Here is a 25,137-nt window from a genome sequence, read left to right on the forward strand (position 1 = left end):
GCGCGTCAACAACGCGGTCAAGGAGGGGGAGAACCAAATTTGACACAGTGTTACACTCGCTTCTTCGATCGCTGTGGGAGCCCCGTCCGCCGTCGTCCACGCCGCGCGCGGATGGTCGCCGGGCGCGGGGCCGGACGTCTCACGCGTGGCCGCCCTTATAGCGCATGAGGCCAGCTTTGCCATTCTGGTGCCATGATCGCTTCGATCGCGGCGGGGCGTTCTCTAACAAGTCTGAAGAAAATCCTGAACCCCTGCTGAATCACAAGCGGCGCCGTCCGGCAGGACAGACGGGGTGGCGTGGGTTAGACTGCCGGCGCAGACCGGTGGCGGGCGCCGCCTGCGCCCCGATACACTCCGGTGCGGAGGACCGATGCGACGCGCGACACGGGTCTGGTGGCTGGGCGGAATCCTGCTGCTGGCGGCCTCCGGCGGGGACGCCGCGGCGGGCGCCCCGGACGTGTTCTGGGTGCCGGTGGACCCCTCGTGGCTGCCGCACCTGCCGGCCTGCGCGCCCGCAGGATTCGCCTGCGACATGACGCGCGCCCGCCTCGGGCCCTCGGGATGCACCTGGCGCCGGAGGCCCACCCCCGAGGGGCCGCGGCGCGTCCGCATCTGCTTCTGACCGCGACCCATGTCCGCCTCCCGTCCGCGTCGATCCCGCGGCCTCGCCGCGGTGCTGCTGCTGGCGCCCGCGCCGGCCCTGGCGCAGGGCTGCCCGGAGCATTTCGCCGGGGGCACGATCCCGGCCCTGACGAACCCGCGCCTCTCGGCCCAGACAACGCCCCTGTGCTACCGCGCCTTCGCGGTGCTGTATTCCGGCCTCTCGCGCACGCCGCTCTACGCCGCCGAGCACCTCACCGCCGCGCGCGTCGAGGCGGCGCGCCGGGTCGACCGCGTCGACGCCTTCCACGAGGAGGAGCGGCTGGCGCCGGCGGCGCGCTCGGCCCTGTCGGACTATGCCGGCAGCGGCTGGGACCGCGGCCACATGGCGCCGTCGGGCGACATGCCCGACCCCGCCTCGCAGGCGGAATCGTTCACCCTCGCCAACATCGTGCCGCAGAACCCGGACGACAACCGCCGGCTCTGGGCCGGGATCGAGAGCGCCGTGCGCGCGCTCGCGGTCGAGCGCGGCGACCTCTACGTCGTGACCGGGCCGCTCTTCGAGGGCGGCAGCGTCTCGTCCCTCAAGGGCCGGGTGCTGATCCCGACGCGGCTGTTCAAGGCGATCCTCGACCCGAACCGGGGCGAGGCCGGGGTCTACCTCGCCCACAACGCGCCGGGCGAGGCCTGGGAGGCGGTGTCGCCGGCGCGCCTCGCCGAGATCGGCGGCCTCGTGGTGTTTCCCGACCTGCCCCAGGCGATCCGCGGCCGCGCCATGACGCTGCCCGAGCCGCGGCGCGACGAGCACGCGGGCGGCGAGCGCCAGCCGCGCTCCCGCCGCGCCGAGCCGTCGTTCCTCGACTGGCTCACCGGCGAGGTGAACCGGATGGCCCGGCGGGCCTGGCGCGACCTCCTGCGCTCCCTGCATTGAGCCGGCGCCCCCGGCACGGCGCGCGGACCGCTTTGTTGTCGCATCGCCCGGCGAAGTGCGTGACACTTCGCCCGACGAGGCTCAGAGGCAGACCATGGCCGAGCACACCCTGACCCCGTTCGCCGACGACGCGGCCGTCCAGACCCTGGGCGACCTCACGGTCGAGAACGGCACCGCCCGGATCGTCCTGCACGGCTCCCTGGAGATCGCCCGGGACCGCCCGGGTCTCGAGCGCGCCCGCGCGCTCCGGCGCACGCTCGACGCCATCGTGAGGGCGCTCGAGGGCGCGCCCGACCTGCCCGAGCGCGCGGCGGCACCGGAGGCCGAGGCCCGGAGCGTGAGGAACCCGTTCGCCTGAGGGCCCGGGCTGCGGGGGCGCCTTGCGGGGCTCCGGCGGCCCTGGTATCGCGAGACCAACCCCATTTCCGCGCGCGGCCGTGCGCGCCGGCGCGCCCTCTCCGGCCGCGGCGCGCACGGCCGCGCCGTTCCCGAAGGATTGCTCCCGATGGCCCGTGAATTCGTCTACCACATGCGCGGTCTGACCAAGACCTACGCCAACGGCAAGAAGGTGCTCGACAACGTGCACCTGTCCTTCTACCCGGACGCCAAGATCGGCGTGCTCGGCGTCAACGGCGCCGGCAAGTCGACGCTGCTGCGCATCATGGCGGGCATCGACAAGGAGTACTCGGGCGACGGGTTCGTGGCCGAGGGGGCCCGGGTCGGCTACCTGCCGCAGGAGCCCCAGCTCGATCCCGACAAGACCGTGCGCGAGAACGTGATGGAGGGCGTCGCCGAGAACCAGGCGATCCTCGACCGCTACAACGAGCTCGCCATGAACTACTCCGACGAGACGGCGGACGAGATGACCCGCCTCCAGGACGTGATCGAGGCCAAGGGCCTGTGGGACCTCGACTCGAAGGTCGACCAGGCCATGGACGCGCTCCGCTGCCCGGGCGACGACGTGGCGGTGGCGACCCTGTCGGGCGGCGAGCGGCGCCGGGTCGCGCTCTGCCGCCTCCTGCTCTGGCAGCCCGAGCTGCTGCTCCTCGACGAGCCCACCAACCACCTCGACGCCGAGACCGTGGCCTGGCTCGAGGGGCACCTGCGCTCCTACCCGGGCGCGATCCTGATCGTCACCCACGACCGCTACTTCCTCGACAACGTCACGGGCTGGATCCTGGAGCTCGACCGCGGCCGGGGCATCCCGTACGAGGGCAACTACTCGTCCTGGCTGGTGCAGAAGCAGAAGCGCCTGGCCCAGGAGGGCCGCGAGGAGGAGGCGCGCCAGCGCACCCTCGAGCGCGAGCAGGAATGGGTCTCGGCCTCCCCGAAGGCGCGCCAGGCGAAGTCCAAGGCCCGCATCGCCCGCTACGAGGACCTCGTGGCGAAGTCGCAGGAGAAGGGCCCGACCACCGCCCAGATCGTCATCCCGATCGCCGAGCGGCTCGGCAACAACGTGATCGAGTTCGACCACCTCGAGAAGGCGTTCGGCGACCGCCTGCTGATCGACGACCTCTCGTTCAAGCTGCCGCCCGGCGGCATCGTCGGGGTCATCGGCCCGAACGGCGCCGGCAAGACCACCCTGTTCCGGATGATCAACGCGCTCGAGACGCCCGACAAGGGCGAGATCCGCGTCGGCGAGAGCGTCAAGCTCGGCTACGTCGACCAGTCGCGCGACACGCTCAAGGCCGACGCCACGGTGTGGCAGGAGATCTCGGGCGGCAACGAGATCCTGTACCTCGGCAAGCGCGAGATCAACTCGCGGGCTTATTGCGGGACCTTCAACTTCAAGGGCTCGGACCAGCAGAAGAAGGTCGGGGTCCTGTCGGGCGGCGAGCGCAACCGCGTGCACCTCGCCAAGATCCTCAAGAGCGGCGCCAACGTGCTGCTCCTCGACGAGCCGACGAACGACCTTGACGTCGACACCCTGCGGGCGCTCGAGGAGGCGCTGGAGGACTACGCCGGCTGCGCCGTCATCATCAGCCACGACCGCTGGTTCCTCGACCGCGTCGCGACCCACATCCTGGCCTTCGAGGGCGACAGTCACGTCGAGTGGTTCGAGGGCAACTTCGCCGATTACGAGGAGGACAAGAAGCGCCGCCTGGGCGTCGACTCCACCATCCCGCACCGGATCAAGTACAAGAAGTTCAGCCGCTGAGCGGCCCCGGGGCCGGCCCGGGACGGGATCCCGGGCCGGCCGGGGGCCGGGCGCGGCGTCGGTCCGCGCCCGGCCCGGGCCGGCGCCCGCTCAGCGCGTCACCGAGTAGAGCGAGGCGCCGGCGGTGATCGGGGAGGTGACCGCGGAGAACACGCTGAGCACCTTCTGGACCTCCGTGAAGGGCGCGTTCGAGACGTAGACGAGGTCGCGGTTGCGCATCCGGAACGCCTGCGTGACGAACAGGCTGTTGGGATCGCGCATGTTGACCCGGTAGACCACCGGCACCTGGGCGGCGCTCACGAGCGGGCTCCTCGGCCGCAGGCGGCGCACCACGGAGGCGGGCTCGAACCGGAACAGGAAGACGCCGGCCGGGTCGGCCTGGTAGTCCGACAGGCCGCGGGCCTTGGCGAGCGCCTGGGCGAGGGTGATGCCCTCGGCGTTGAACGGGATCTCGGCCTGCGCGCCGAGCGCCCCCACGGCCAGGAAGGTCTGGGGATCGCGCACCAGCGTGACGGTGTCGCCGGGGCGCAGGAAGATGTTCTCGCGCGGGCTCGACACCACGGCGGTGAGCGGCACCGTCGCGGTGGTCTGGCCCCGCGACAGCCGCACGAAGGTCTCGTTGACCGGGGCCGAGACGCCGCCGGCGCTCGCCACCACGTCGAGCAGGCGGTCGCCCTTCTCGGTGAGGGGCACCCGGCCGCCGCCGACCAGGGAGGCCGGGCCCGCCCCCCGCAGCCCCGCGGCGCGTCCGCCCGCGGACGCCGCCTCGCCCAGCACCGTGACGCTGGTGCTCAGGGGCGAGTTGACGGTGAGCAGCACCTGCGGCTGGATCGCCTTGCCGGCGAGCTCCTGCTCGATCTGCGCCTGGATCTCGGGCGCGCGCTTGCCCGCCACCTGGATGCGCCCGGCATACGGCACCGAGATCGTCCCGTCGCGGCTCACGATCTGCTCGGGGATGGTCGAGGCCTTGGAGCCGGCCGAGAAGCGGTCGGCGATGGCCGGGCCGGAGAAGAGCCCGCCGGTGCTCGCCTCCCAGATCGTCACCGTGACGGAATCGCCGACGCCCACCACGGGCTGCACCGCGGAGCGGCGGTCGCCGAAGGAGGCGAGCAGGCTGTCGAGGGGCCGGCCGCGCAGGGCCTCCACCACCGCGGCGTCGACGTCGATGATCTCGTAGCGGGCGAGCAGCCCCTGGTCGGTGGCGATGCCCGCGCCGCTCGTGACCGCGTCCGTGGTCGGCCCCGCGGCCGGCAGAAACCCGCTGCAGCCTCCCAGCAGGCACGCAGCCAGGGCCGCGAGCGTTCCGACGCGCACCATACACGATCCTCCAACCCACCCGGCTCGGGGCCCGGGCGGGCCGACGAGAGGTCCTGATCCCGGAACGACGCCGCGGCGCGGGCCGCGAGCGTCGGGTCTCTTCCGCGTCCCGTATCCGCCGCGGCGCGGCGGCGCCGGCCGGCACGCGGCCCCCACCCTTAGCACCCAGGATCGCCGCCATGGGTTTAACGGGAGGTTCCGCGGCGCTTCGGGCGCATTCCCCGCGACACTGTTGCCGCGGGCCCACGCTCCGCCCGCCGTGCCGGCGCCGCCCGCGGGCCCCGGACGCCCCGGCTCGATCGCGGGGAAATGCGTCGCCAGCGTGGCAGTAATGCGGGCCGGCTTGCCGGGTCCCCGGCGGGGCACGATCCCGTACGCGCGCGGGCAACCAGTCCTGGCGTCCACGGGAAGGCTCCGCATCCGCCGCGGGACGCCCCGGAGGGCGTTGCCCGGGCGCCACGGGCCGGTGGATAACGGGAGCGGCGCGCGCCGCCTCCTTGTTCCTGCCCAGATCCGGGACCCTATGGCGGCGGTCGCCCGGGGGATTCGGGCGGCGGGGCGAGCCTGCCGACGGTTCGTTGTGGAGACCTGCCCGGCCGCAAGGCCGGGGCCGCCATTTCCGACGAGTGTTGCAATCCTGCCATTGTTCCGCCCGGACCCGCCGGTACTCTCCCGTCCGTCAGCGGCGCGCCCTCGTCGTGGTGCGCGTTCCTTGTTCCTCACGCCTCGAGGTGTGCCCGTGAGAGCTGATCCTGCACGAAAAGCCGACCCGAGCCCCGCACGCCACGGCGCCCGCCAGGTCTTCCTCTTCCTGCAGGGCCCGATCACGCCGTTCTTCGCCAAGGTCGCCGATTCCCTGGAGGCGCGGGGCCACCGCTGCCTGCGGGTCAACCTCTGCTTCGGCGACTGGCTGTTCTGGCGTCGGGCCGGGGGCATCAACTTCCGGGGCACGCGCGAGACCTGGCCGGCCTTCGTGGCCGACCTCATCGACCGCGAGGGCGTGACCGACCTCGTGCTGCTCGGCGAGCAGCGCTACTACCACAAGGTCGCCATCGCGGCCGCCAAGGCCCGGGGCCTCAACGTCACGGTGACGGATTTCGGCTACCTGCGGCCGGACTGGATCACCCTCGAGCGCGACGGCATGTCCGGGGACAGCTGCTTCCCGCGCGATCCCGAGGCGGTCATGGCGCTGGCCCGCAAGGCCCCCGAGCCGGACCTGGTGCCGCGCTACCGCGACAGCTTCCTCACCCAGGTGATCTGGGACATGGCCTACCACCTCCTGAGCAACTGGCTCTGGTGGCTGTTCCCCGGGTACCGCTCGCACCAGGTCCACCATCCGGCCCTGGTCTACCTCGGCACCGGCCTCCACATGCTGCGCTCGAAGCGCACCGGGCCGCGGGCCGACGCGCTGGTCCGGCGCCTGCGGGAGGCCGGCACGCGCTACTACGTGCTGCCGCTCCAGATGGAGAACGACTTCCAGCTGCGGGCCTACTCGCCCTTCTTCGACCTCAAGACCCCGATCCACGTCGTGCTGCGCTCCTTCGCCGAGCACGCGCCGGCGGGCTCGCGCCTCCTCGTCAAGGTCCATCCCCTCGATCCGGGCGTCCGCAACTGGCAGCGCATCGTGCGCCGCTCCGCGGTCAAGTGGGGCGTCGCCGACCGGGTGGACTACATCGACGGCGGCAACCTCAACGCGCTCCTGGACGGCTCGCAGGGCGTCGTCACGGTGAACAGCACCGTGGGGATGTGGTCGATGCGCGCGGACAAGCCGACCATGACCCTCGGGGCCGCGATCTACGACATCGACGGCCTGACCTTCCAGGGCAACCTGGAGCGGTTCTGGACCGAGGCGCAGCCGCCGCGGCGGGAGCTGTGGGACGCCTTCATCAAGGCGATCGTGGCCAACATCCAGATCCGGGGCGTCTACTACAAGGGCGAGGGCCTGGAGGTGGCGGTCGAGGCCGCGGCCTCCCGCCTCGACCTGACCCAGGGCGCCTGGCTGGAGGTCCGCTCGCGGGCCGCCCGCCAGCAGCAGGGCAGCGGCGCGACCGCTTCCGACGGGCTCGCCGGCATCGAGGCGCTGCAGAACGCCTGAGGGCACGCGCCGCGGCCCCGCCGCGGGAGCCGCGCCGCGAGGAGCCGGTCGGCACGGCTTGTCGCGCACGCCGCTCCTGCGTCCGCGCGGCCCCGGTCCGGACGCGACCCGGACGCCGCCGCCCCGCGCCGCGCAGCCCCTCCCCGAAAACTCCCGATCACGAGGCCCGCCGGGGCGAGGCGGCGCCGCGACGCCGGCGCGGCCTCCTCGCGCGCTCATCCGTCGCCGGCGTGAATTCGAGCCCGCCCGGCGGTCCCGGACAAGCAGAACGCCGCGACGCACCTTCGGCTCGTTCCGGATCGCCGCGGCGGATCTCGGCCGGCTCGGCCACGGCCCGCCGGTCCGGGTCGCGGTGCCGGCCACCACCCTGGTGATCGCCGACACGTTCGGCTTCCACGCCCGGGGGCCGGGCCTGCGGGCGAGCACCCGGGTGACGGTGCACACCTCCATCCGCCGCAACCCCTTCCTGCCGTGGACCGGCCTCGACCCCAGGGCGCTGCCGGGCCTGCGCGGGCGCGAGCTGGCGCTCAAACTCGTCGTCCAGGACCTCAGGCGGCGCCTGACCGGCAGGGGCGCGCCCTGGCGCCCGGTCGGCTCCGTCGCCATCGGCGCGCCGCCCCGGTCTGAGGCGCGGGGCGGCCGGCCTGGGCGGGCGCGTCAGCCGCGCCGCAGGACGTGGCGCCAGGTCAGCGACCAGACCTGCTTCATCAGCGCCTCGAGGGTCAGCGCCCGGCGCTTCAGCTCGGGCCCGCCCTCGGCCAGGCGCTGCACCAGCACCTCGGGCGGGCAGGGCAGGCCGGTCCGCGGGTCGACGTAGCGCGGATAGAGGATCAGCGCCCCGGCCACGAGGGCGTCGAGGCTGAGGGCGCGGGTGCGCCGCGGGCAGGCCGGGCTCTCGGTCAGGCCCCAGCCGGCGTAGAACGGCAGCCCGTGCGTGGTCACCGGCTTGCCCCGCAGGAGCGCCTCGAAGCCGATGAGCGAGGTCACGGTCTCGACCCGGTCGGCGGCCTCGATGGCGGCGACGGCCGAGACGTCCCGCAGGACCACGTCGGCGTAGCGCGCGACCTCGTCGGGCGGCACCCAGCCCGGGCGCAGGCCCGCCTCGACGTCCGGATGCGGCTTGAACGCGACCACGGCGTCGGGGTCGCGCTCCCGGACGCGGCGCAGCAGGGCCGCGTTGCCCAGGACGGTCGCGCCGCCGAGGCGGATCGAGGCGTCGTTCTCGACCTGGCCGGCGACCAGCACGACCGGGCCGGGCCGGGGCATCGGCGGGAGCGCGGCGGCCCCGACATTGTACTTGCTCACCCGCGCCGCCACGATCGCGGCCCGCAGGCGCCCGGCCCGGGCGAGGAGGTCGGGGTCGAACGCGGCGGTCTCGAGCAGGTGCTCGAGGTCGCTCGGGCGCGAGGCGTCGTAGTAGACGCCGGCCGCGTCGAGCACGTGCGAGGCTCCCGGGCGCAGGGCGACGCCGAGGCCGATCGAGCGCAGGAAGCCGTCCTCCATGCGCCAGAGCGGCACCCCGGCATCCCGGCAGGCGGCCTCGGTCCCGGCGGGCATCCGGCTCGCCCACGTCACGACGCGCCCGAAGCCCGCGAGGTCGCCGGGACCCACCGGGTCGTCGCCGCGCCGGACCACCGGGGAATTGCCGGGCGAGCCCAGGGTCTCGCCGGCCCAGCGCCGCTTCCAGGCCGAGAAGCCGAGGCAGAGCGTGCGCGCCGCGTTCTCGCGCCGCCGGGTCGCCACCAGGTCCAGGATCGCGAGGGCGTCCTCGAACCGGCACGGCTCGCCCCCGTAGGGCTCGAAGTAGCGCGAGCAGACGAGGTAGGACGCCGCGAAGACCTCCTCGGGCCGCCGCGCCCGGGTGCGGCGCGGCAGGTGCAGGCGGTCGTCCGTGAAGCCCCAGCCGGCGTAGAAGGGCAGGCCGAAGCAGGTCACGGGCTTGCCGGCGAGGGCGGCCTCGAAGCCGACGTGGCTGCTCACCACGAACAGGCGGTCGCAGCCCTCGATGAGCGACCAAGCCGCGACCGGGTCGCCCACCAGCCGGGCGCCGGCGGCCCGGGCCGCCGCCGCATCGATGTGCCCCGGGCGTCCCGCGCGGGCCGACGGGTCCATGACGACGATGCGCTCCGCCCCGGGCTCGTCGGCCGCCGCGGCGGCCAGCATGGCCCCGAAGGTGCTGGCGCCGGCGAGCCCGAACCCGACCGCGGGGTCGCCCGCGGCCTGGTCGACGATCGCGACCCGCCGCGCGCCGGCCGGGGCCGCGACCCGGGCGGGGGCCGCCCGCTCCAGGGCGGCCGCGAGCTCGAGGCGGCGGGGATCGTTGTCGAGGCTGAGCTTCAGGCGCCGGAGCGCCGCGATCCCGCTGCGCGCGCGCGCCAGGAGATCGTCCGCCTCCCAGCCGCCCTCCTCGAGCATGACCTCGAGCTCGCTCGGCGCCGTGGCGTCGTAGTGGATGCCGAGCCCGTCGATGATGTAGCTCAGCGAGCGCTCGGTGCGGGCATCCCCGCCGAGGCGCAGGAAGCCCTCGTCCCAGCGATCGGTGAGGCGGACCCGCCGGGACGTCGGCTCGCTCCCGAGGCGGCGCGAGCGCCGCGGGCCGGGAACCTCCGCCTCCGACGGCGTCCGGGGCCACAACCGCTTCAGCTTGCCGCGATCCATCCGCCTCTCGCTCGCTGCGGACCGCGTCCGCCCTCCGGCATTGCAACCCGGAGGAGGCGCCGTTCCACATCGCCCCGTCTCCGTCAAGCGCGTTCGGGAACGGGCCCGCCGCGGCGGTATTTTCCGGGCGCCGGGCCGGGGCCGGCGTGCTACAGGCGCATCCGTCCGGCCCTCCGCCCGCTCCGGGCGGGGACGCCGCGCGCGGAGGGCCCTCCCGGCTGCCATGCCCGTCATCCTGATCACCGGCGCGTCGAGCGGCATCGGCGCCGCCCTCGCGCAGCACTACGCCGGGCCGGGCACCACCCTGGCCCTCAACGCCCGCGGCGCCGAGCGCCTGGAGGCCGTGGCGGCGGCGTGCCGGGCCAAGGGCGCCGAGGTCGAGACGCGGGTCCTCGACGTCCGCGACCGCGAGGGCGTGCGGGCCTGGATCGACGATCTGGCGGAGCGCCGGGGCCTCGACCTCGCGGTCGCCAATGCCGGGGTCAACGGCGGCCATCCCGACGGCGGGGTCGAGACCGAGGCGACGGCCTTCCTGGTGCTGGACATCAACCTGATGGGGGCACTCAACGTGGCGTTGCCCTGCGTGGCCCGGATGGCGGCCCGGGGAAGCGGCCAGGTCGCCCTGATCTCCTCGCTCGCCGCCCTGGCGCCCCTCCCGGACGCGCCGGCCTACAGCGGCACCAAGGCGGCGCTCCTCGCCCACGGGCTCGCGCTGCGCGAGAAGCTCGCCCCGCGGGGGGTGCGCATGAACGTGGTCTGCCCCGGCTACGTCCGGACCTCCATGGGCGCCGACTACCAGGGCTGGCGCCCGCTCGAGATGACCGCGCAGGCCGCGGCCGCCCGCATCGCCAAGGGCCTCGCGCGCGACGAGGCGGTGATCGCCTTCCCGGCCGCCCTCGCGGCGGCGGCCCGGGGCGCCGCGCTGCTGCCCGAGGGCCTGCGGCGCCTCGGGATGCGGGGCTTCTCCTTCCGGATGGGCGAGCGGCAGCAGCGGTGAGGGGCGCCCGCGGCGGCCCTGCCACGACACCCGATGGAGCTTGAGCGTTGCGGATCGCGCTGTTCACCCTCGAGGCCCTCGCGAATGCCCGCCCGGTGCGACGGTTCGTGGCCGGGCACGCCGCACGCATCGCGTTCGTGGGCCTGTCCGATCCCGAGCGGCCGAGCGTCGGCGGGCTGACCGGGCAGGTGCGGCGCCACCTCGCGCGCTCGGGACCCGGCTTCCTGCCCTACCTGGCGGTGAATTTCGGGCTTCCCGACATCGTCCGCGCCCTCGCCCCGGCGACGCAGCGGCTCGCCGGCAGCAGCGCGGTGCCGGAGGCGACGCCCCTCGCGGCCCTGTGCCGGCGCCACGGCCTGCCCCACGCCACGATCGCCGACGTGAACGCACCCGAGACCACGGCCCTGCTGCGCCAGCACGGCGCGGACCTGATCGTGTCGTTCCACTTCGACCAGATCTTCGACGCGGCCACCCTGGCGGCAGTCCCGACGGGCGGGGTCAACGTCCATCCCTCGCTGCTGCCGCGCCACCGCGGCCCGGTCCCGACCCTGCACGCGCTCATGGACGAGGAGCCGGCCTTCGGGGTCACGGTGCACCGCCTCGCGGCCGCGATCGACGCCGGCGGCATCCTGGCGCAGGAGGCCGTGGCGCTGCCCCCCGGCACCACGGCGTCGCGGGCCGCGATGCGGCTGCACGAGGCCGGACTGCCGCTGCTGGAGGAGGTGCTGGAGGAGGCGCGCCGGGAGGACCGCCTGCCGGCGGGACGCTCCGTCCCGCTGCTGCCCTATTGCGGCTTCCCGACCCCGGCGCAGCTGCGCGCCCTCAGGCGGCGCGGGCGTCGCCTCGTGGACGCGGGCGACCTGCGCGAGGCCCTGAGCCTGTCGCTGCGGCCCTGAGCGGCCGCGCGGCCCCGTGCGGGGGCCGCGGCCGCCGGCCTCAGCCCCGCCGCGCCATCAGGCGCTCGACCAGGGAGCCGCCCTGGTTCAGCTCGTCGAGCTCGTCGGCCAGGGCCGTGACGGTCTCGCGGATCTGCTCGGGCGTGTGCTCGGAGGTCATGAAGAAGCGCAGGCGCGCGCTGCGCTCGGGCACCGCCGGATGGATGATCGGCTGCACGTTGATGCCGCGCTTGAACAGGCGGTCGGACAGGGTCACCGCCTTGAGCGAGTCGCCGAGGATCACCGGCACCACGGCGAGGCCGAGGCTGGTGCCGGTGTCGAGGCCGCGCTCGCGGGCGCAGGCCAGGAACAGGGCGCCGTTGCGGCGCAGGCGCGCGACCCGCTCGGGCTCGCGGTGCATGAGGTCGAGGGCCGCGGTCGCGGCGGCCGCGAGCGGCGGCGACATGCCGACCGAGTAGACGAAGCCGCCGGCCGTGCACTTCAGGAACTCGACCAGGGCGGCCGCGCCCGCGATGTAGCCGCCGCAGGACGAGAGCGTCTTCGAGAGCGTCCCCATCCAGATGTCGACGCGGCCGGGCTCGACCCCGCACTGCTCGTGCAGCCCGTGCCCGTTTCGGCCGAGCACGCCGAGGCCATGGGCGTCGTCCACCATCAGCCAGGCGCCGTAGCGCTCCTTGAGGTCCACGAAGCCGGCGAGGTCGGGGGCGTCCCCGTCCATGCTGTAGAGGCCCTCGATCACGATCAGGGCCCGCCGGTGCTCGTGCCGGGTGGCGTGAAGGAGGGATTCGAGGGCGCCGAGGTCGTTGTGGGCGAAGCTGCGGCGCTGGGCGCCCGAGAGCTGCGCGCCGGTGACCACGCTGTTGTGGATCAGGGCGTCGTGGTAGATCACGTCGCCGGGCTCCATCAGAGCCGCGATCGTGGTGACGTTGGTGGCGTGGCCGCTCACCATGGCGACGCAGGACTCGGTCCCGTAATGGGCCGCGAGCGCCCGCTCCAGAGCGAGGTGCCCCGGCCGCTCGCCGGCCACGACCCGGCTCGCCGAGGACGAGGTGCCGAAGGTCGCGAGCGCGGCCTGCGCCGCCGCGTTCACCTCCGGGTGCCCGTTGAGGCCGAGATAATCGTAGGACGAGAAGTTGACGAAGGGCTGGCCGTCGATCCGCGAGGTCGCTCCCGCCCGGGCGTCGTGGACGCGGAAGAACGGGTTGCCGAGCCCGATCAGGTCGGCGGCGGAGCGCTGGAGCTTGAGCTCCTTGTAGCCCGGCAGGCTCTCGAAGCTCTGGGCCGGCACCAGGGCCGGCTTCGGCGCGCTGCGCGCCGGGACGGGGCGGGCGGGGGCCTTGCCGAGGCGGGCGGCGACGAAGCCCGCCAGGGCCTCGCGCCCGCCCGCGCCGTTCGACGATCCGCTGCTCATGAGATGATGACCTTGATCTCTTGGCTGTTCTTCTCGACCAGCGCCTGGAGCGGCTCGAGGGAGGCCGCGTCGATGCTCTCGCCGGCGTGGCGCTGGGCGAGGCTCAAGACCGCGGCGCCGCCGTCGTCCACGGGGGCGGCCACCGACTGGATCAGCGTGTCGGCGAGTTCCGTCACGGTCTGGCCGCTCGAGACGCCCGCGGGCGGCGCCTCCAGGCCGAAGCGCTCCTGGAGGCTGGCGCCGAGCTCGACCCCCATGAGGGAATCGAGGCCGATCTCCGAGAGCTGGCGCACCCGGCTGATGTCGTCCTTGGGCAGGCGCAGGATGCGGGCGATGTCCTCCACGATGGCGTCGGCGACCTGCTTGCGCACGTCGTCGAGCTCGTGGGCCCGCAGCAGGGCCGGGATGCTGATCGCGGCCTGGCCGCCCGCCTCCGCCTGCTGCTCGGAGCCGAGGCTCGCGTAGCTCGGCGAGCGCAGGGTGGCGAGGCGCTCGCGGGCCTTGCCCCAGTGCATGGCGGCGATCGCCACCACCGCGTCGTCCGAGCCGGGGCCCTGGGCGCCGAGCGCCTCGGCCATCAGGTCGAGGGACTTGCGGGCGTCCACCGGCGTCACGCCGACGCGCCCGGCCAGGGTCTCCATCACGGCCTTGTTGCGGGCGAGCACGCCCACGTCGCCGATGGCGCCCCAGGCCACCGCCAGGGCCGGCAGCCCGAGCCGCCGGCGCTGGCGGGCGAGGCCCTCCATGAAGCCGTTGGCGGCGACGTAGGAGCCCTGGCCCGGGTTGCCGATGAAGGTCGTGGCCGAGGAGAACAGCACGAAGTAGTCGAGCCGGCGCTCCCGGGTCAGGGCGTCGAGATGCGCCGCACCCGCCACCTTCGGGGCGATGACCGCGTCGAGGGCCGCGGTGTCGAGGCCGGCGATGAGGCCGTCCTGGAGCACCATCGCGCCGTGGATGATGCCCGCGAGGGCGGGCCCCCTGGCCTCGACCCGGTCGAGCAGGCGCCGCACCGAGGCGCGGTCGGCGATGTCGCAAGCCTCCACCCGCACGGCGACGCCGCGGGCCGTGAGGTCCGCGATGGCCGAGAGGGCGGCCTCGCCCGAGGGCGCCCTGCGGCCGACGAGGACGAGGTGGCGCGCCCCCCGGTCGGCGAGCCAGCGCGCCGCCTCGATGCCGAAGCCGCCGAGGCCGCCGGTGATCAGGTGGCTGCGGTCCGGCGCCACCTCGAAGGGACGCCGCACCTCGGCCGGGATCGTGCCGGCCTTCGGCGGCGCGATCACGATCTTCCCCACGTGCCCCGATTGCTGCATCAGCCGGAAGGCGTCCGAGACCTCCTCGGCCGCGAAGGGCTGGTAGGGCAGCGGCTTCAGGCTGCCGTCGGTGAACAGCGCCATCACCTCGCGGAACAGGCGCTTGCCCTCCTCGGGCTGGAACTGCAGCAGCTGGTCGAGGTCGACCCCGAAATACGACAGGTTGCGGCGGAACGGCCGCAGCCCGATGTGGGTGTTGGCGACGTAGTCGCGCTTGCCCAGCTCCACGAAGCGGCCGAACGGCTTGAGCGCGTTGAGGCTGCGCTCCATCGCCTCGCCGAACAGGCTGTTGAGCACCACGTCGACGCCGTCGCCGGTGATGCGCCGGATGTCGTCCACGAAGGCGAGCGAGCGGGAATCGAGCACGTGCTCGGCCCCGAGCGCCCGCACCAGGGCCCGCTTCTCGGTCGAGCCGGCCGTGGCGATGACCCGCGCGCCCCGCATCCGGGCGATCTGGAGGGCCGCGAGGCCGACGCCGCCGGCGCCGCCGTGGACCAGCACCCACTCGCCGGCCTTCAGCCGGGCCAGGGTGACGAGCCCGTAGAAGGCGGTCAGGAAGGCGACCGGGGTGGTGGCGGCCGCCTGGGCGTCGAGGCCCTGGGGGGCGGGCGCCACCACCATCTCGGGCACCACGATGTGGGTGGAGAAGCCCGACTGGGCGAAGGCCACGACCGCGTCGCCCGGCCGGAAGGCCGTGACGCCCGCGCCCACCGCGGCGACGCGGCCGGCGCATTCGAGGCCGAGCCGGGGTCCGGCGAAGCCGTCCTCGAGGATCTCCTCGGGCAGCATCGAGAGCGCCCAGAGAACGTCCCGGAAGTTGAGGCCCGTGGCCTCGACCGCGACCTCGATCTCGCCCGGGCCGGGGGCGGCGCGCTCGGCCGGTCCCCAGTGCATCTCGTTGAGGCCGCCGGTCGTGCTGCGCTCCAGGCGCGCGGCCGGGGCCGCCTCGGTGCCGGAGCGGCGGGCGGCCCGCCGCGCGCCCTGCGAGAACCGCACCACCCGGGTGCGGTCGTCGTCGAGCACGATCTCGGTCTCGGGCGTGCCGGACAGGATCAGGTCGCACAGGCGCTCGGCCGCCCGCTTCGTCGACATCGCGCCCGACAGGTCGATGCGACGCACGTCGAGGCTCGCGACCTCGTTGGCGAGCGTCCGGGTGAAGGCCCAGACGCCGGCCTCGACGCTGCCGGCCTGGCCGCCCCGGTCCCGGGTGGCGCCGGGGCAGACGACCCACAGGCGCGTCGGCCGGGTGCCGAGGTGCTCGACGCAGCGCTTCAGGTTGAGGCAGCGCTCGCGCAGCCGCTCGGCCGGCTCGCCGCCGTGGTTGAAGGCGCCGGCGAGGTAGACCACGGTGTCGGGCGTCTCGCGCTCGAGTTCCCGCAGGGAGCTCTCCGAGTCGAGGATGATCGAGACGTGGACCCCGCTCGCCACCAGCAGGGTCGCCAGGGAGGAGGCGGTCTCGGCCGCGAACTCGTCCTCGGAGCCGATCACGAACGTGAAGGTCTGGCCCGCGGCGGCCCGGGGGCGCGGCGGGGCCTCGGCGAGGAGCACGAGGTCGTTGCCGTTGCGGGTCGCGGCGCGGTCGACCGCGACCTTGACGAGGCCCGCGGCGCTCAGGGAGCGCTGCCAGCCGGCGACGTCGTCGAGGCGCCCGACCGGGACGTCGCCCTGCGCGTCGAACCAGTCCGGCCCGAGGCCGAAGACGAGGTCGCGGAACAGCGAGGCGGCCGGCTCGACGGCGGCGAACAGCCCGCCGGTGGCGAGGCTCCCGGCCAGGCGGCCGAGGAGGTCGCGGTCGGCCCGGTGCAGCACGTCGCTCGCCAGGACCGCGTCGAAGCCCGCGAGGGCGAGGGCGGCGGGATCCTCCACCACGCTCACGCCCGAGGGCAGGGCGAGGCGCGCGCGCTCGGCGAGGCGCCGGTCGGTCTCGAAGACGGTGAGGCGCGCCTCGTGGCTGTCCGCGAAGGTCGCGGCCTGGGCCGAGAGCGGCCCGAACCCGACCTGGAGCAGGCGCAGGGCCCGGTCCCGCGGCAGGGTCCCGGCGCTCTCCTCGAGGAGGCGCATCAGGGCCGCCGCGGAGGCGCGCACGGTGGCGCCGCGCAGCGCGAAGGCGTCGAGCGCCGCCTGGGGCAGGCTCGGCGCCTCCGCCAGGGTGCCGCCGAGGATGCGGGCCACCACGGCCCCGAGGTCGGCGGCGAGGAGCAGCTCGGCCGAGAGCTCGGGATGGTCCGACGCGATCCAGCGCATGATCTCGTCGGGCTCGGGCAGCGTCACGTCGGTGCGCAGGCGCCAGCGCCCGTCGCCCTCGGCCTCCGCGAGCCCGCTGCCCTCGAGGGCCTGGAGCTGGCTCACGAACCACGGCCGCAGGGCCTGGGGCAGGCGGCGCGCCGCCGCGAGGTCGACGAGGCCGCCGACGGCGAGGCCGCGGGCGAGCCGGTCGGCGAGGGAGGTCGCCCAGCCCTCGAGCAGCATGTGGCCGGCGCTGAGCGCCGCCTCGCCCTTGGCGGCCTCGCCCTTGAGCGTGACGGACCCGGCGTGCCGGCGGATGAGCGCGGCGACCGCGGCCTGGGGCTCGAGCGGGATCGCGGTCGGCTCGGTGGCGAGCTCCGTCGTCTGCCGGATCGCGAAGGCGTCGAGGTCGCCGCCCGACTTCGTGCGCAGGGCCTGGAAGCGGCCCTCGCGCAGGGTCGCGATCACCTCGCCGGTCCGATCGAGCAGGGTGAAGTCGGCCAGGATGCTGCGCTCGTTGCAGCGCCGGGTGCGGATCACCGCGCGGGCGATGACGGCGCCCGGGCGCACGAGCCGGATCTCGCCGAAGCGGATCGGCACGTAGGCCCGGGTCGCCGCCTCGCCGAGCAGGTCGGCGAAGAGCAGGATCAGGCCGTGGAAGCAGGCGTCGAGCCGGGACGGCACCAGGCCGTAGCGGGGGTTCTCCTCGGCCGGCAGGAGGTCGGACGCGATGGTGACGTCGTCCAGGCGGGCGCTGCGGGCGACCTGCCGGAAGGCCGGGCCGAAGCCGAGGCCGGACTGGACGGCCCGGCGATAGAGGTCCTCGCCCTCGATCACGGTCTCGTCGGGCAGGGCCGCGGCGTCGCGCCCGGTCACCCGCGGCGGCGGGGGCGCCTCGCCCTCCACGAGCTTCGCCACGGCGTGGAGCTGCCAGGGCGCCTGGCTCAGGCGCGGACGGGACAGGATCTGCACCAGGTTGGCGCCGGGGGAGAGCCGGGCCAGGACCTCGCGCAGGGTCTCCTCGCCGAACACCATCGGCTGCTGGATCTCGAGGTCGGCCAGCGTGACGGCGTCGCCGCGCACCACCTCGCGGCCGACCGCGAGCGCCATCTCGACGAAGGCGGCGCCGGGCAGGATCGCCTGCCCGTCGATGCGGTGGTCGTCGAGGTCCGGCACCGTCGCGATGTCGACGTGGGCGAGCCATTCCAGCCCGTCCTGGCCCTGGCGGGCGCCGATCAGGGGATGGTAGGGGCGCGGGGTCGCCGGGTTGGCGGTCTCGGTGGTCTCGGCCAGGCGGAAGGGCTTGCGCTGCCAGGCGTAGTGCGGGAGCGCCACGGCGCCGGCGGGGGCCGGCCCGAAGGCCACCGCCTCGTCGACGGCGGCGCCGGCCACGAGGGCGGCCGCGAGGGCCTGCCGGAAGGGATCGCGGTCCACGGGCTTCTTGGGCAGGGCGCCGACCGTGGCGCCGTCGATGCCGAGGGGCTCGAGGCAGTCGCCGACGTGGGGCAGAAGCGTCGGGCGGGGCCCGACCTCGACGAAGACCCGGGCGCCGCGCCGGGCCGCGGCCTGGATCGCCTCGCTGAAGCGCACCGGCTCGCGGATGTTGCGCCACCAGTACCCGGCGTCGAAGTGCCGGCCGTCGAGCACGTCGCCGGTCACCGTCGAGGCGAGGGGCACGGTGCCGGAGGAGGGCCTGAGGCCGGAGAGGTCCCGCAGCAGCGGCCCCTCGGTCGGGTCCATCAGGCGGCCGTGGAAGGCGTAGTCGAGGTCGAGCTTGCGGCCGCGGCGGCGCTTGCGCGCGAGGGCCTTCATGGCGGCGTCGATCGAGGCGACGGGGCCCGCGACCGTGACGGCCTTCGGGCTGTTGTAGGCCGCGATGTCGAGGTCGGGGTAGTCGGCGAGGAAGGCCTGGACCTCCTCGACGGGGGCGAGCAGCACCGCCATGGTGCCGAGGCCCCGGGTCATCTCCTGGTGCTTCGAGCGGTTGAAGATGACCCGCACGGCCTGCTCGAGGCTCAGGATGCCGGCGCCCTCGGCGGCGCCGATCTCGCCGACCGAGTGGCCCACGATGACGCTCGGCACGAGGCCGACCGCCCGCAGGGCCGCCGTCGAGGCGCTCTGGATCGCGAAGATCAGCGGCTGCGACACGCTGGTGAGCCCGAGGCGCTGGTCGAGCTCCTCGGCGAAGAGGGCGTCCTTGAGCGACCAGCCGGCGAGGGGCCGGAACAGGGCGTCGACGCGGTCGAAGCGCTGGCGGAAGGCCGGGTTCAGCCCGTAGGCGTCCCGGCCCATGCCGGCCCACTGGCTGCCGTTGCCGGAATACACGAAGGCGACGTCGGCCGCGCGCTCGACCGCCGTGCCGGTCACCGCGGCCGGGCTGTCCTGGGCCTCGGCCACGGCCCGCAGGGCCTCCACGACGGTGTCGGGGCCATCATCGAGCGGGATCGCGACGCGGGCCGGCAGGCGCTCGCGCCGGTGGGCGGCCGCCGCCGCGACCCGGGCGAGGTCGGCCCGGTCGGCGCCCTCGAGGCGCGCCGCGTAGTCCTGCGCGAGGTCGCCGAGCGCCGCCCGGGTCTGGGCGGAGACGAGCAGGACCTCGGGCGCCGAGGCGTCGGGCGCGGGCTGCGCGACGGGCGCCGGGTCGGTCAGGATGACGTGCGCGTTGGTGCCGCCGAAGCCGAACGAGTTCACGCCCGCGTAGCGCGCCGCCCGGGTGCGGGGCAGGGGCAGGAGGGCGCGGTTGACCGCGAGGTTCAGCTCGTCGAACCGGATCGCCGGGTTGAGGCTGGCGCTGTGCAGCGAGGGCGGCAGCAGGTCGTGCTCGAGGGCGAGGCTCGCCTTGAGCAGGCCGGCGAGGCCCGAGACCGGCTCGGTGTGGCCGATATTGGTCTTGATCGAGCCGATCGGCAGGGGCGCGGCGCGGCCGCGGCCGAGCTTCGCCCCGATGGCGCCGGCCTCGATCGGGTCGCCGACCGGGGTGCCGGTGCCGTGCGCCTCCACGAACGCGATCGCGTCGAGGGGGACCTCGGCCTCGCGGTAGATCTCCTCGAGGAGCGCGCCCTGGGCGTAGCCGGAGGGCAGCGAGATGCCGGTGGTGCGCCCGTCCGAGTTGACCTTGGCGGCCGCGATCACGCCCCGCACGGTGGCGCCCTGGCGCGCCGCGGCGGCCGCCGATTGCAGCACCAGGACGACGCCGCCCTCGGCCCGCACGTACCCGTCCGCCTCGGCCGAGAAGGCCCGGCACAGGCCCGTGCGGGAGAGCATCGAGGCGTTGGAGAACGAGATGAAGTTGAACGGGCTCGCCAGCACGTTGACGCCCGCGACCACCGCCGTGTCGATGCGCCCGGAGGCGATCGCCGCCATCGCGGCGTCGAGCGCGACGAGGGACGAGGAGCAGGCCGTGTCGAGGGTGAAGCTCGGGCCCTTCAGGTCGAAGATGTAGGAGATCCGGTTCGACAGGATCGAGAGCGTGTTGCCGGTCGCCGCGTAGGCGTCGCCCGAGGCGGAATCGAGCACCCGCAGGTTGCCGTAATCGAGGGAGGAGGCGCCCACGAACACGCCGATCGGGGAGCCGGCGACCGACGAGGGGCGCAGCCCCGCGCTCTCGAGGGCCTCCCAGGTCAGCTCGAGCAGCAGGCGCTGCTGCGGGTCCATCTGCTCGGCCTCGCGGGGCGAGATCCCGAACACCGAGGGATCAAACGACCAGATGTCGTCGAGGACGCCCGCCGCCCAGGTGTAGCTCTTGCCCCGCTCCTGCGCCCGCGGATGGCCCATGCGCTCGAGCGACCAGCGGTCCTCGGGGATGCGCGAGACGGCGCACCGCCCCTCGATGAGCATCTGCCACAGGCCCTCGATGCCGGTGGCTCCGGGAAGCCGGCAGGCCCGACCGATGATCGCGATGTCTGGACGGTTTCTCACGTTCAATTCGCACGCGCTCTCAGGAGGACCAAGATCGGCGGATGCCGAGCCGAGGCATTTCACTCCACCCATAGTATGCACCCTGGACCGAGTCCAACCCTGGCTGTGGGTCTTGCCACCCCGGCACGACGATCAGTGCCCAGGTGTGACATGTCTTCATCAGTCAAAGCTTTGCCGTAAAAGACAGCAGAGTGCCGCCAGTCATGGCAGAACAATCCCGAACGTAAGAAATCCCGCTCCGGAGATACGGTCTCTTCACCATCGGCAGTGACCTCCGGCCGGCGCAGGATTCCCTCCGCGTTGGAAGAACTCGGAAAATCAGGTCGTATTAGGGCAGCGCGACCTCGGCGGAGCGCCGCCGCCGGGCGGCCGGCGGATTTCGCCCGCTTCCGCGACGCGATTGCACACCCGGGCGCGACCCGGGCGCCGGCGATCCGGGCCGCCGCCCGCCCGGGCCGCGGTCGCGCGGGGCCGGGCGGGCGGGCGCGGCGCAACCGGAATCCCCCGGTTTCAGAAAGCCTTGAACGTGATGATCGTGCGCGTGTCCTGGATGTCCGCGATGGTCTGCACGTGCTCGGCCACGAAATGCCCGATATCCACATCGTCGTCGACGTGGAACTTGGCCAGCACGTCGTAGTGCCCGGCCGTCGAGTAGATCTCGGACGCGATCTCGCGGTCGGCAAGCGCGCTCGCGACGGTGTAGGTCTTGCCGAGCCTGCACTTGATCTCGACGAAGAAGGTCTGCATCGGGTCCTCGGGGTTCCGGGGGATCGGGAGCGCGGGCGGGCCCCGGGCGGGGACGCTCCCGCCGCGGGGTCTCAGGGCCGGCCGACGCTCGTGTAGGTGAAGCCGTGCCGGCGCGCGTCCTCGGGCCGGTAGACGTTGCGCAGGTCCACCAGCACCGACTCGGCCATGAGGCGGCGCAGGCGCGGCAGGTCGAGGGCCCGGAAGGCATCCCACTCGGTCACCAGCACGAGGGCGTGCGCGCCCTCGGCGCAGGCGTAGGGGTCGGAGGCGTACTCGACCGCCTCGAGGAGCGCCCCGGCGCCCGCCATCCCCTCGGGGTCGTAGGCCCGCACCCGGGCGCCCGCGTCCTGGAGGCCCGCGATGATGGCGAGCGAGGGCGCCTCGCGCATGTCGTCGGTGTTCGGCTTGAAGGTCAGGCCCAGCACCGCCACCGACTTGCCCCGCACCGAGCCGCCGCAGGCGGCCACCACCTTGCGGGCCATGGCGCGCTTGCGGCTGTCGTTGACCGCCACCACGGTCTCGACGAGGCGCACGGGGGATCCGGCGTCCTGCGCGGTCTTGACCAGCGCCAGGGTGTCCTTGGGGAAGCACGAGCCGCCGTAGCCGGGGCCGGCGTGCAGGAACTTGCGCCCGATGCGGTTGTCGAGCCCAATGCCCCGGGCGACCTCCTGCACGTCGGCGCCGACCCGTTCGCACAGGTCGGCGATCTCGTTGATGAAGGTGATCTTCGTGGCCAGGAAGGCGTTGGCGGCGTACTTGGTGAGCTCGGCCGTGCGCCGGCTCGTCACCAGGATCGGCGCCTGGTTGAGGTAGAGCGGACGGTAGAGCTCGCTCATCACGGCGGCGGCCCGGGGATCGTCGGCGCCGATCACGATCCGGTCCGGCCGCTTGAAGTCGGCGATGGCCGCGCCCTCGCGCAGGAACTCGGGGTTCGAGGCCACCGCCACCTCGGCGTCGGGGCGGGCCTCGCGGATGATGCGCTCGACCTCGTCGCCGGTGCCGACCGGGACGGTCGACTTCGTCACCACCACGGTCGGGCTCGTCACGGCGTCCGCGATGGCGCGCGCGGCGGCGTAGACGTAGGAGAGGTCGGCGAAGCCGTCGCCCCGGCGCGAGGGCGTGCCGACCGCGATGAACACCGCGTCGGCGCCCGCCACCGCCGCCGCGAGGTCGGTCGTGAAGGCGAGGCGCTCCTGGCGCACGTTCTCGGCCACGAGGGCGTCGAGCCCGGGCTCGTAGATCGGGATCCGGCCGGCCTTGAGCGCCGCGATCTTGCCCGGATCGGTGTCGACGCAGACGACGGCGTGGCCGAAATCGGCGAAGCACGCTCCCGAGACCAGGCCCACATAGCCGGCGCCCACCATCGCCACGCGCATTCCGCAACCCCTGATACGCTCCGGACCCGACGGGCGCGGCGCCCGGCGGCNTCGGGCCGTGCCTGCCCTACGGCTCTAGCGGGGCGCGGCGGGGCGGGCAACTCGCCGGCCCCGGGCGGCGCGCCCCGCCGGCGCGGCGCGGACCGCGCGGGCGGCAGCCCCTCACCAGAGCCGGAACTGCGCCTTGGCGCGGGCGAAGTTCGGATTGTAGTAGGGATCGTTGCGCAGTTGCGGGCCCCAGCGGTCGAGCATCGTGCGCACCTCGCCCTCGAAGCGGGCGCGCTTCTCGGGCGTGTCGTCGCGGCCGCGGCTCTTCGACTCGTGGTGGACCAGGGCGGCGTGCGGGGTCCAGATGATGGTGTATCCGGCCCGGCGCACCCGCAGGCACAGGTCGATGTCGTTGAAGGCGACGGCGAGGTGCTCGGCGTCGAAGCCGCCCACCTCCTCGAACACGGCCTTGCGCATCATCAGGCAGGCGCCCGTGACCGCCGAGACCTCCTGGGTGATCATCATGCGGCCGAAATAGCCCGGATCGTCGCGGCCGATGTCGAGGTGGCTGTGGCCGGCGACGCCGCCGGCGCCCAGGATGACGCCGCCGTGCTGGAGGGTGCCGTCCGGGTAGGATAGCTTGGCGCCGACGGCGCCCACCCCGGGCTCGACGGCGATCGACGCCATCTCGGCGAGCCAGCCGGGCTCGCGCACCTCGATGTCGTTGTTGAGGAACAGGAGCAGGGCCCCGCGCGCCGCCGCGGCGCCGGCGTTCGACAGGGCCGAGAAGTTGAACGGGCCGGGGCAGGCCAGCACCCTCACCCGCGGGTCCGTCGCGGCGCGCGCGAGGAGCGCCCGGGTCGCGGGCTCCGTGCTGTCGTTGTCGAGGATCACGACCTCGATGTCGGGATAGGCGGTCCCGGACAGGAGCCCCTCGAGGGCGACCGCCAGGAGCTCGCCGCGGTCGCGCGTCGGGATCACCACCGAGACCCGCGGCGCGGGGTCGGGGAGGACGCGCACGAGCCGGTTGAACCCGAGCGGCCCGCGCTCGACCCGGTGGGGCAGGCCCCGGCGGGCGAGGAGGTCGCGCAGGGCCTGCAGCCGGGCCTCCTCGGCCCGGGCCAGGGAGGCGTCCGAGAAGGTCCCGGACCCGACGGCGGTGCGCCAGTGGTACAGGATGACCGGGAGGTGGCGGACGCGCTCGGGCCGGAGCGTGTCGCTCAGCCGCAGCAGCAGGTCGTGGTCCTGGCTGCCCTCGAAGCCGGGACGCAGGCCGCCGGCCTCGCGCACCAGGGAGGCGCGGATCACCGTCAGGTGGTTGACGTAGTTCTGGCCGTAGAGGAGCTCGAGGTTCCAGTCGGACTTGAAGTGCGGCTCGAAGCGCCGGCCGCGGGCGTCGATCTTGTCCTCGTCGCTGTAGACGAGGTCGAGGTCCGGGTCGCGCAGGATCGCCTTGGCGACCTCGTAGAGGGCGTGCGCCGGCAGGACGTCGTCGTGGTCCATGAAGGCGACGTAGGACCCGGTGGCGAGGTCGAGGGCCGTGTTGGTGGCCCGGGCGATGTGGCCGTTCTCGGATCGGCGCACCCACCGGATCCGCGCGTCCGTGGCGGCGGTCCGGGCGATCAGGCGCGGCACCGCCGGGTCGCTCGAGGCGTCGTCGGCGATGCAGAGCTCCCAGTGCGGATAGAGCTGGAGGCGCACCGAGCGCATCGCCTCCTCCAGCACCTTCGCGCCGGGATCGTAGACCGGCATGACGACGGAGATGAGCGGGGGATCGCGCCAGGTCGCCACCTCGGCCTCGATGCGCGCGCGGTCCGCGTCGCTCAGGGTGTCGAAGTGGGCGACCCAGGTGTCGTAGCCGCTGAGGCCCGGGGGCGTCAGCGCCCGGGTGAGGCGGTGCTGCGAGCGCACCCGCTTGCCGAGGAGGCGCCAGAACAGCGCCTGGGCGGCGAGGTCGGGCCGGCGCAGGGCGCCGAGGCCCAGGAGGACGATCCGGCTGCGCACCGTGATGGTGAAGTCCGAGACCGCCAGGGCGTTCTCCCCGGCCATCGGGGTCATGCGCAGGGCGACCGCCCGGGCCGGCAGGCGCCCGAGCCAGGTGAACCGACCGTTGCCGAAGGCGCGCTCCGACAGGCTCGCGCTCTGATCCCCGCCCGGCAGGCGCGACACGACGGCGAGCTCGACGCGGGCGAAGGAGCCGCGCCCGTCGTCGCGGAACGAGATGCCGACCCAGCGCCCGCCGAGACCGAGCCCCCGGAGGTCGAGGACCAGCGCGCCGGCGCGGGCGTCGTGCGGGTCAGGGACGAAGTCCCGCGCGGCGGGCGCGCCCGCGAGCGGCCGGATCGTGGCGCGCACGGGCTCCGCTCCGGCTTCGGTGTCGGCTGACACGATGTCTCCCTCTATCCCCGCGACGCCCGTGCAGCGCCGCGGACCGGGTGCCGCGGCCGCGAGCGGGGGTGGGCATGCAGGCGGGATCGGGGACCGCGCATCCTCACGGATGCGCGGCGCG

14 protein-coding genes are annotated in these 25,137 nt (G+C 74.4%); 7 read left to right on the plus strand and 7 right to left on the minus strand.

Features of this window, described 5'->3' with window-relative positions; genetic code table 11:
• Positions 1-370: 370 nt before the first annotated feature.
• The 4 genes from DT057_RS01485 (at position 371) to ettA (ending at position 3,689) form a co-directional block, all read left to right on the plus strand.
• A complete protein-coding gene (locus DT057_RS01485) occupies positions 371-622 on the plus strand; it encodes a hypothetical protein (protein WP_128560357.1) in 252 nt (83 codons plus the stop codon).
• 9 nt (positions 623-631) lie between these two features.
• Positions 632-1,531: a DNA/RNA non-specific endonuclease gene (locus DT057_RS01490; RefSeq protein ID WP_128560358.1), complete on the plus strand. Its 900-nt coding sequence runs from the start codon at positions 632-634 to the stop codon at positions 1,529-1,531.
• A gap of 94 nt (positions 1,532-1,625) precedes the next feature.
• The gene (locus tag DT057_RS01495) at positions 1,626-1,889 is read left to right on the plus strand and encodes a hypothetical protein (RefSeq protein ID WP_128560359.1); all 264 of its coding nucleotides are present in this window, start codon (positions 1,626-1,628) and stop codon (positions 1,887-1,889) included.
• Between the two features lie 147 nt (positions 1,890-2,036).
• Entirely contained in the window at positions 2,037-3,689 is a 1,653-nt protein-coding gene (gene ettA / locus DT057_RS01500) for an energy-dependent translational throttle protein EttA (RefSeq protein WP_128560360.1), read from the plus strand.
• 90 nt (positions 3,690-3,779) lie between these two features.
• On the opposite strand, the gene DT057_RS01505 is transcribed toward ettA, so the two are convergent.
• Positions 3,780-5,006, minus strand: a complete 1,227-nt coding sequence (locus tag DT057_RS01505) for a polysaccharide biosynthesis/export family protein (protein WP_128560361.1) — start codon at positions 5,004-5,006, stop codon at positions 3,780-3,782.
• A gap of 739 nt (positions 5,007-5,745) precedes the next feature.
• Between DT057_RS01505 and DT057_RS01510 the strand changes: the two genes are divergently transcribed.
• Positions 5,746-7,101 carry a capsule biosynthesis protein gene (locus tag DT057_RS01510; RefSeq protein WP_128560362.1) on the plus strand — a complete coding sequence of 452 codons (1,356 nt, stop codon included), beginning with the start codon at positions 5,746-5,748 and terminating at the stop codon, positions 7,099-7,101.
• Positions 7,102-7,758: 657 nt separating this feature from the next.
• Here DT057_RS01510 and DT057_RS01520 read toward each other — a convergent pair.
• Entirely contained in the window at positions 7,759-9,759 is a 2,001-nt protein-coding gene (locus DT057_RS01520; protein ID WP_128560363.1) for a capsular polysaccharide biosynthesis protein, read from the minus strand.
• 223 nt (positions 9,760-9,982) lie between these two features.
• Between DT057_RS01520 and DT057_RS01525 the strand changes: the two genes are divergently transcribed.
• Both DT057_RS01525 and DT057_RS01530 read left to right on the plus strand, forming a co-directional pair.
• On the plus strand, positions 9,983-10,756 hold the full coding sequence (locus tag DT057_RS01525) for an SDR family NAD(P)-dependent oxidoreductase (protein WP_128560364.1): 774 nt from the start codon (positions 9,983-9,985) through the stop codon (positions 10,754-10,756).
• Positions 10,757-10,803: 47 nt separating this feature from the next.
• Complete coding sequence (locus DT057_RS01530; protein WP_128560365.1) at positions 10,804-11,652, plus strand: formyl transferase; 849 nt, start codon at positions 10,804-10,806, stop codon at positions 11,650-11,652.
• Between the two features lie 40 nt (positions 11,653-11,692).
• On the opposite strand, the gene DT057_RS01535 is transcribed toward DT057_RS01530, so the two are convergent.
• From DT057_RS01535 to DT057_RS01555, 5 genes are all read right to left on the minus strand, one after another.
• Positions 11,693-13,063 carry an aminotransferase class I/II-fold pyridoxal phosphate-dependent enzyme gene (locus tag DT057_RS01535; RefSeq protein ID WP_128560366.1) on the minus strand — a complete coding sequence of 457 codons (1,371 nt, stop codon included), beginning with the start codon at positions 13,061-13,063 and terminating at the stop codon, positions 11,693-11,695.
• Positions 13,060-20,517 carry a type I polyketide synthase gene (locus DT057_RS01540; RefSeq protein ID WP_128560367.1) on the minus strand — a complete coding sequence of 2,486 codons (7,458 nt, stop codon included), beginning with the start codon at positions 20,515-20,517 and terminating at the stop codon, positions 13,060-13,062. Before DT057_RS01540 ends, DT057_RS01535 begins: the two co-directional genes overlap by 4 nt.
• 510 nt (positions 20,518-21,027) lie before the next feature.
• Positions 21,028-21,264, minus strand: coding sequence for an Lrp/AsnC ligand binding domain-containing protein (locus tag DT057_RS01545; protein WP_128560368.1), 237 nt, complete (start codon positions 21,262-21,264; stop codon positions 21,028-21,030).
• A 71-nt stretch (positions 21,265-21,335) separates the two neighbouring features.
• Positions 21,336-22,640, minus strand: a complete 1,305-nt coding sequence (locus DT057_RS01550) for a UDP-glucose dehydrogenase family protein (RefSeq protein ID WP_128560369.1) — start codon at positions 22,638-22,640, stop codon at positions 21,336-21,338.
• A 162-nt stretch (positions 22,641-22,802) separates the two neighbouring features.
• Entirely contained in the window at positions 22,803-25,016 is a 2,214-nt protein-coding gene (locus DT057_RS01555) for a glycosyltransferase family 2 protein (RefSeq protein WP_407068143.1), read from the minus strand.
• Between the last annotated feature and the right edge of the window lie 121 nt (positions 25,017-25,137).

It is taken from the genome of Methylobacterium crusticola, from assembly GCF_003574465.1.
In the GTDB taxonomy this organism is placed as follows: domain Bacteria; phylum Pseudomonadota; class Alphaproteobacteria; order Rhizobiales; family Beijerinckiaceae; genus Methylobacterium; species Methylobacterium crusticola.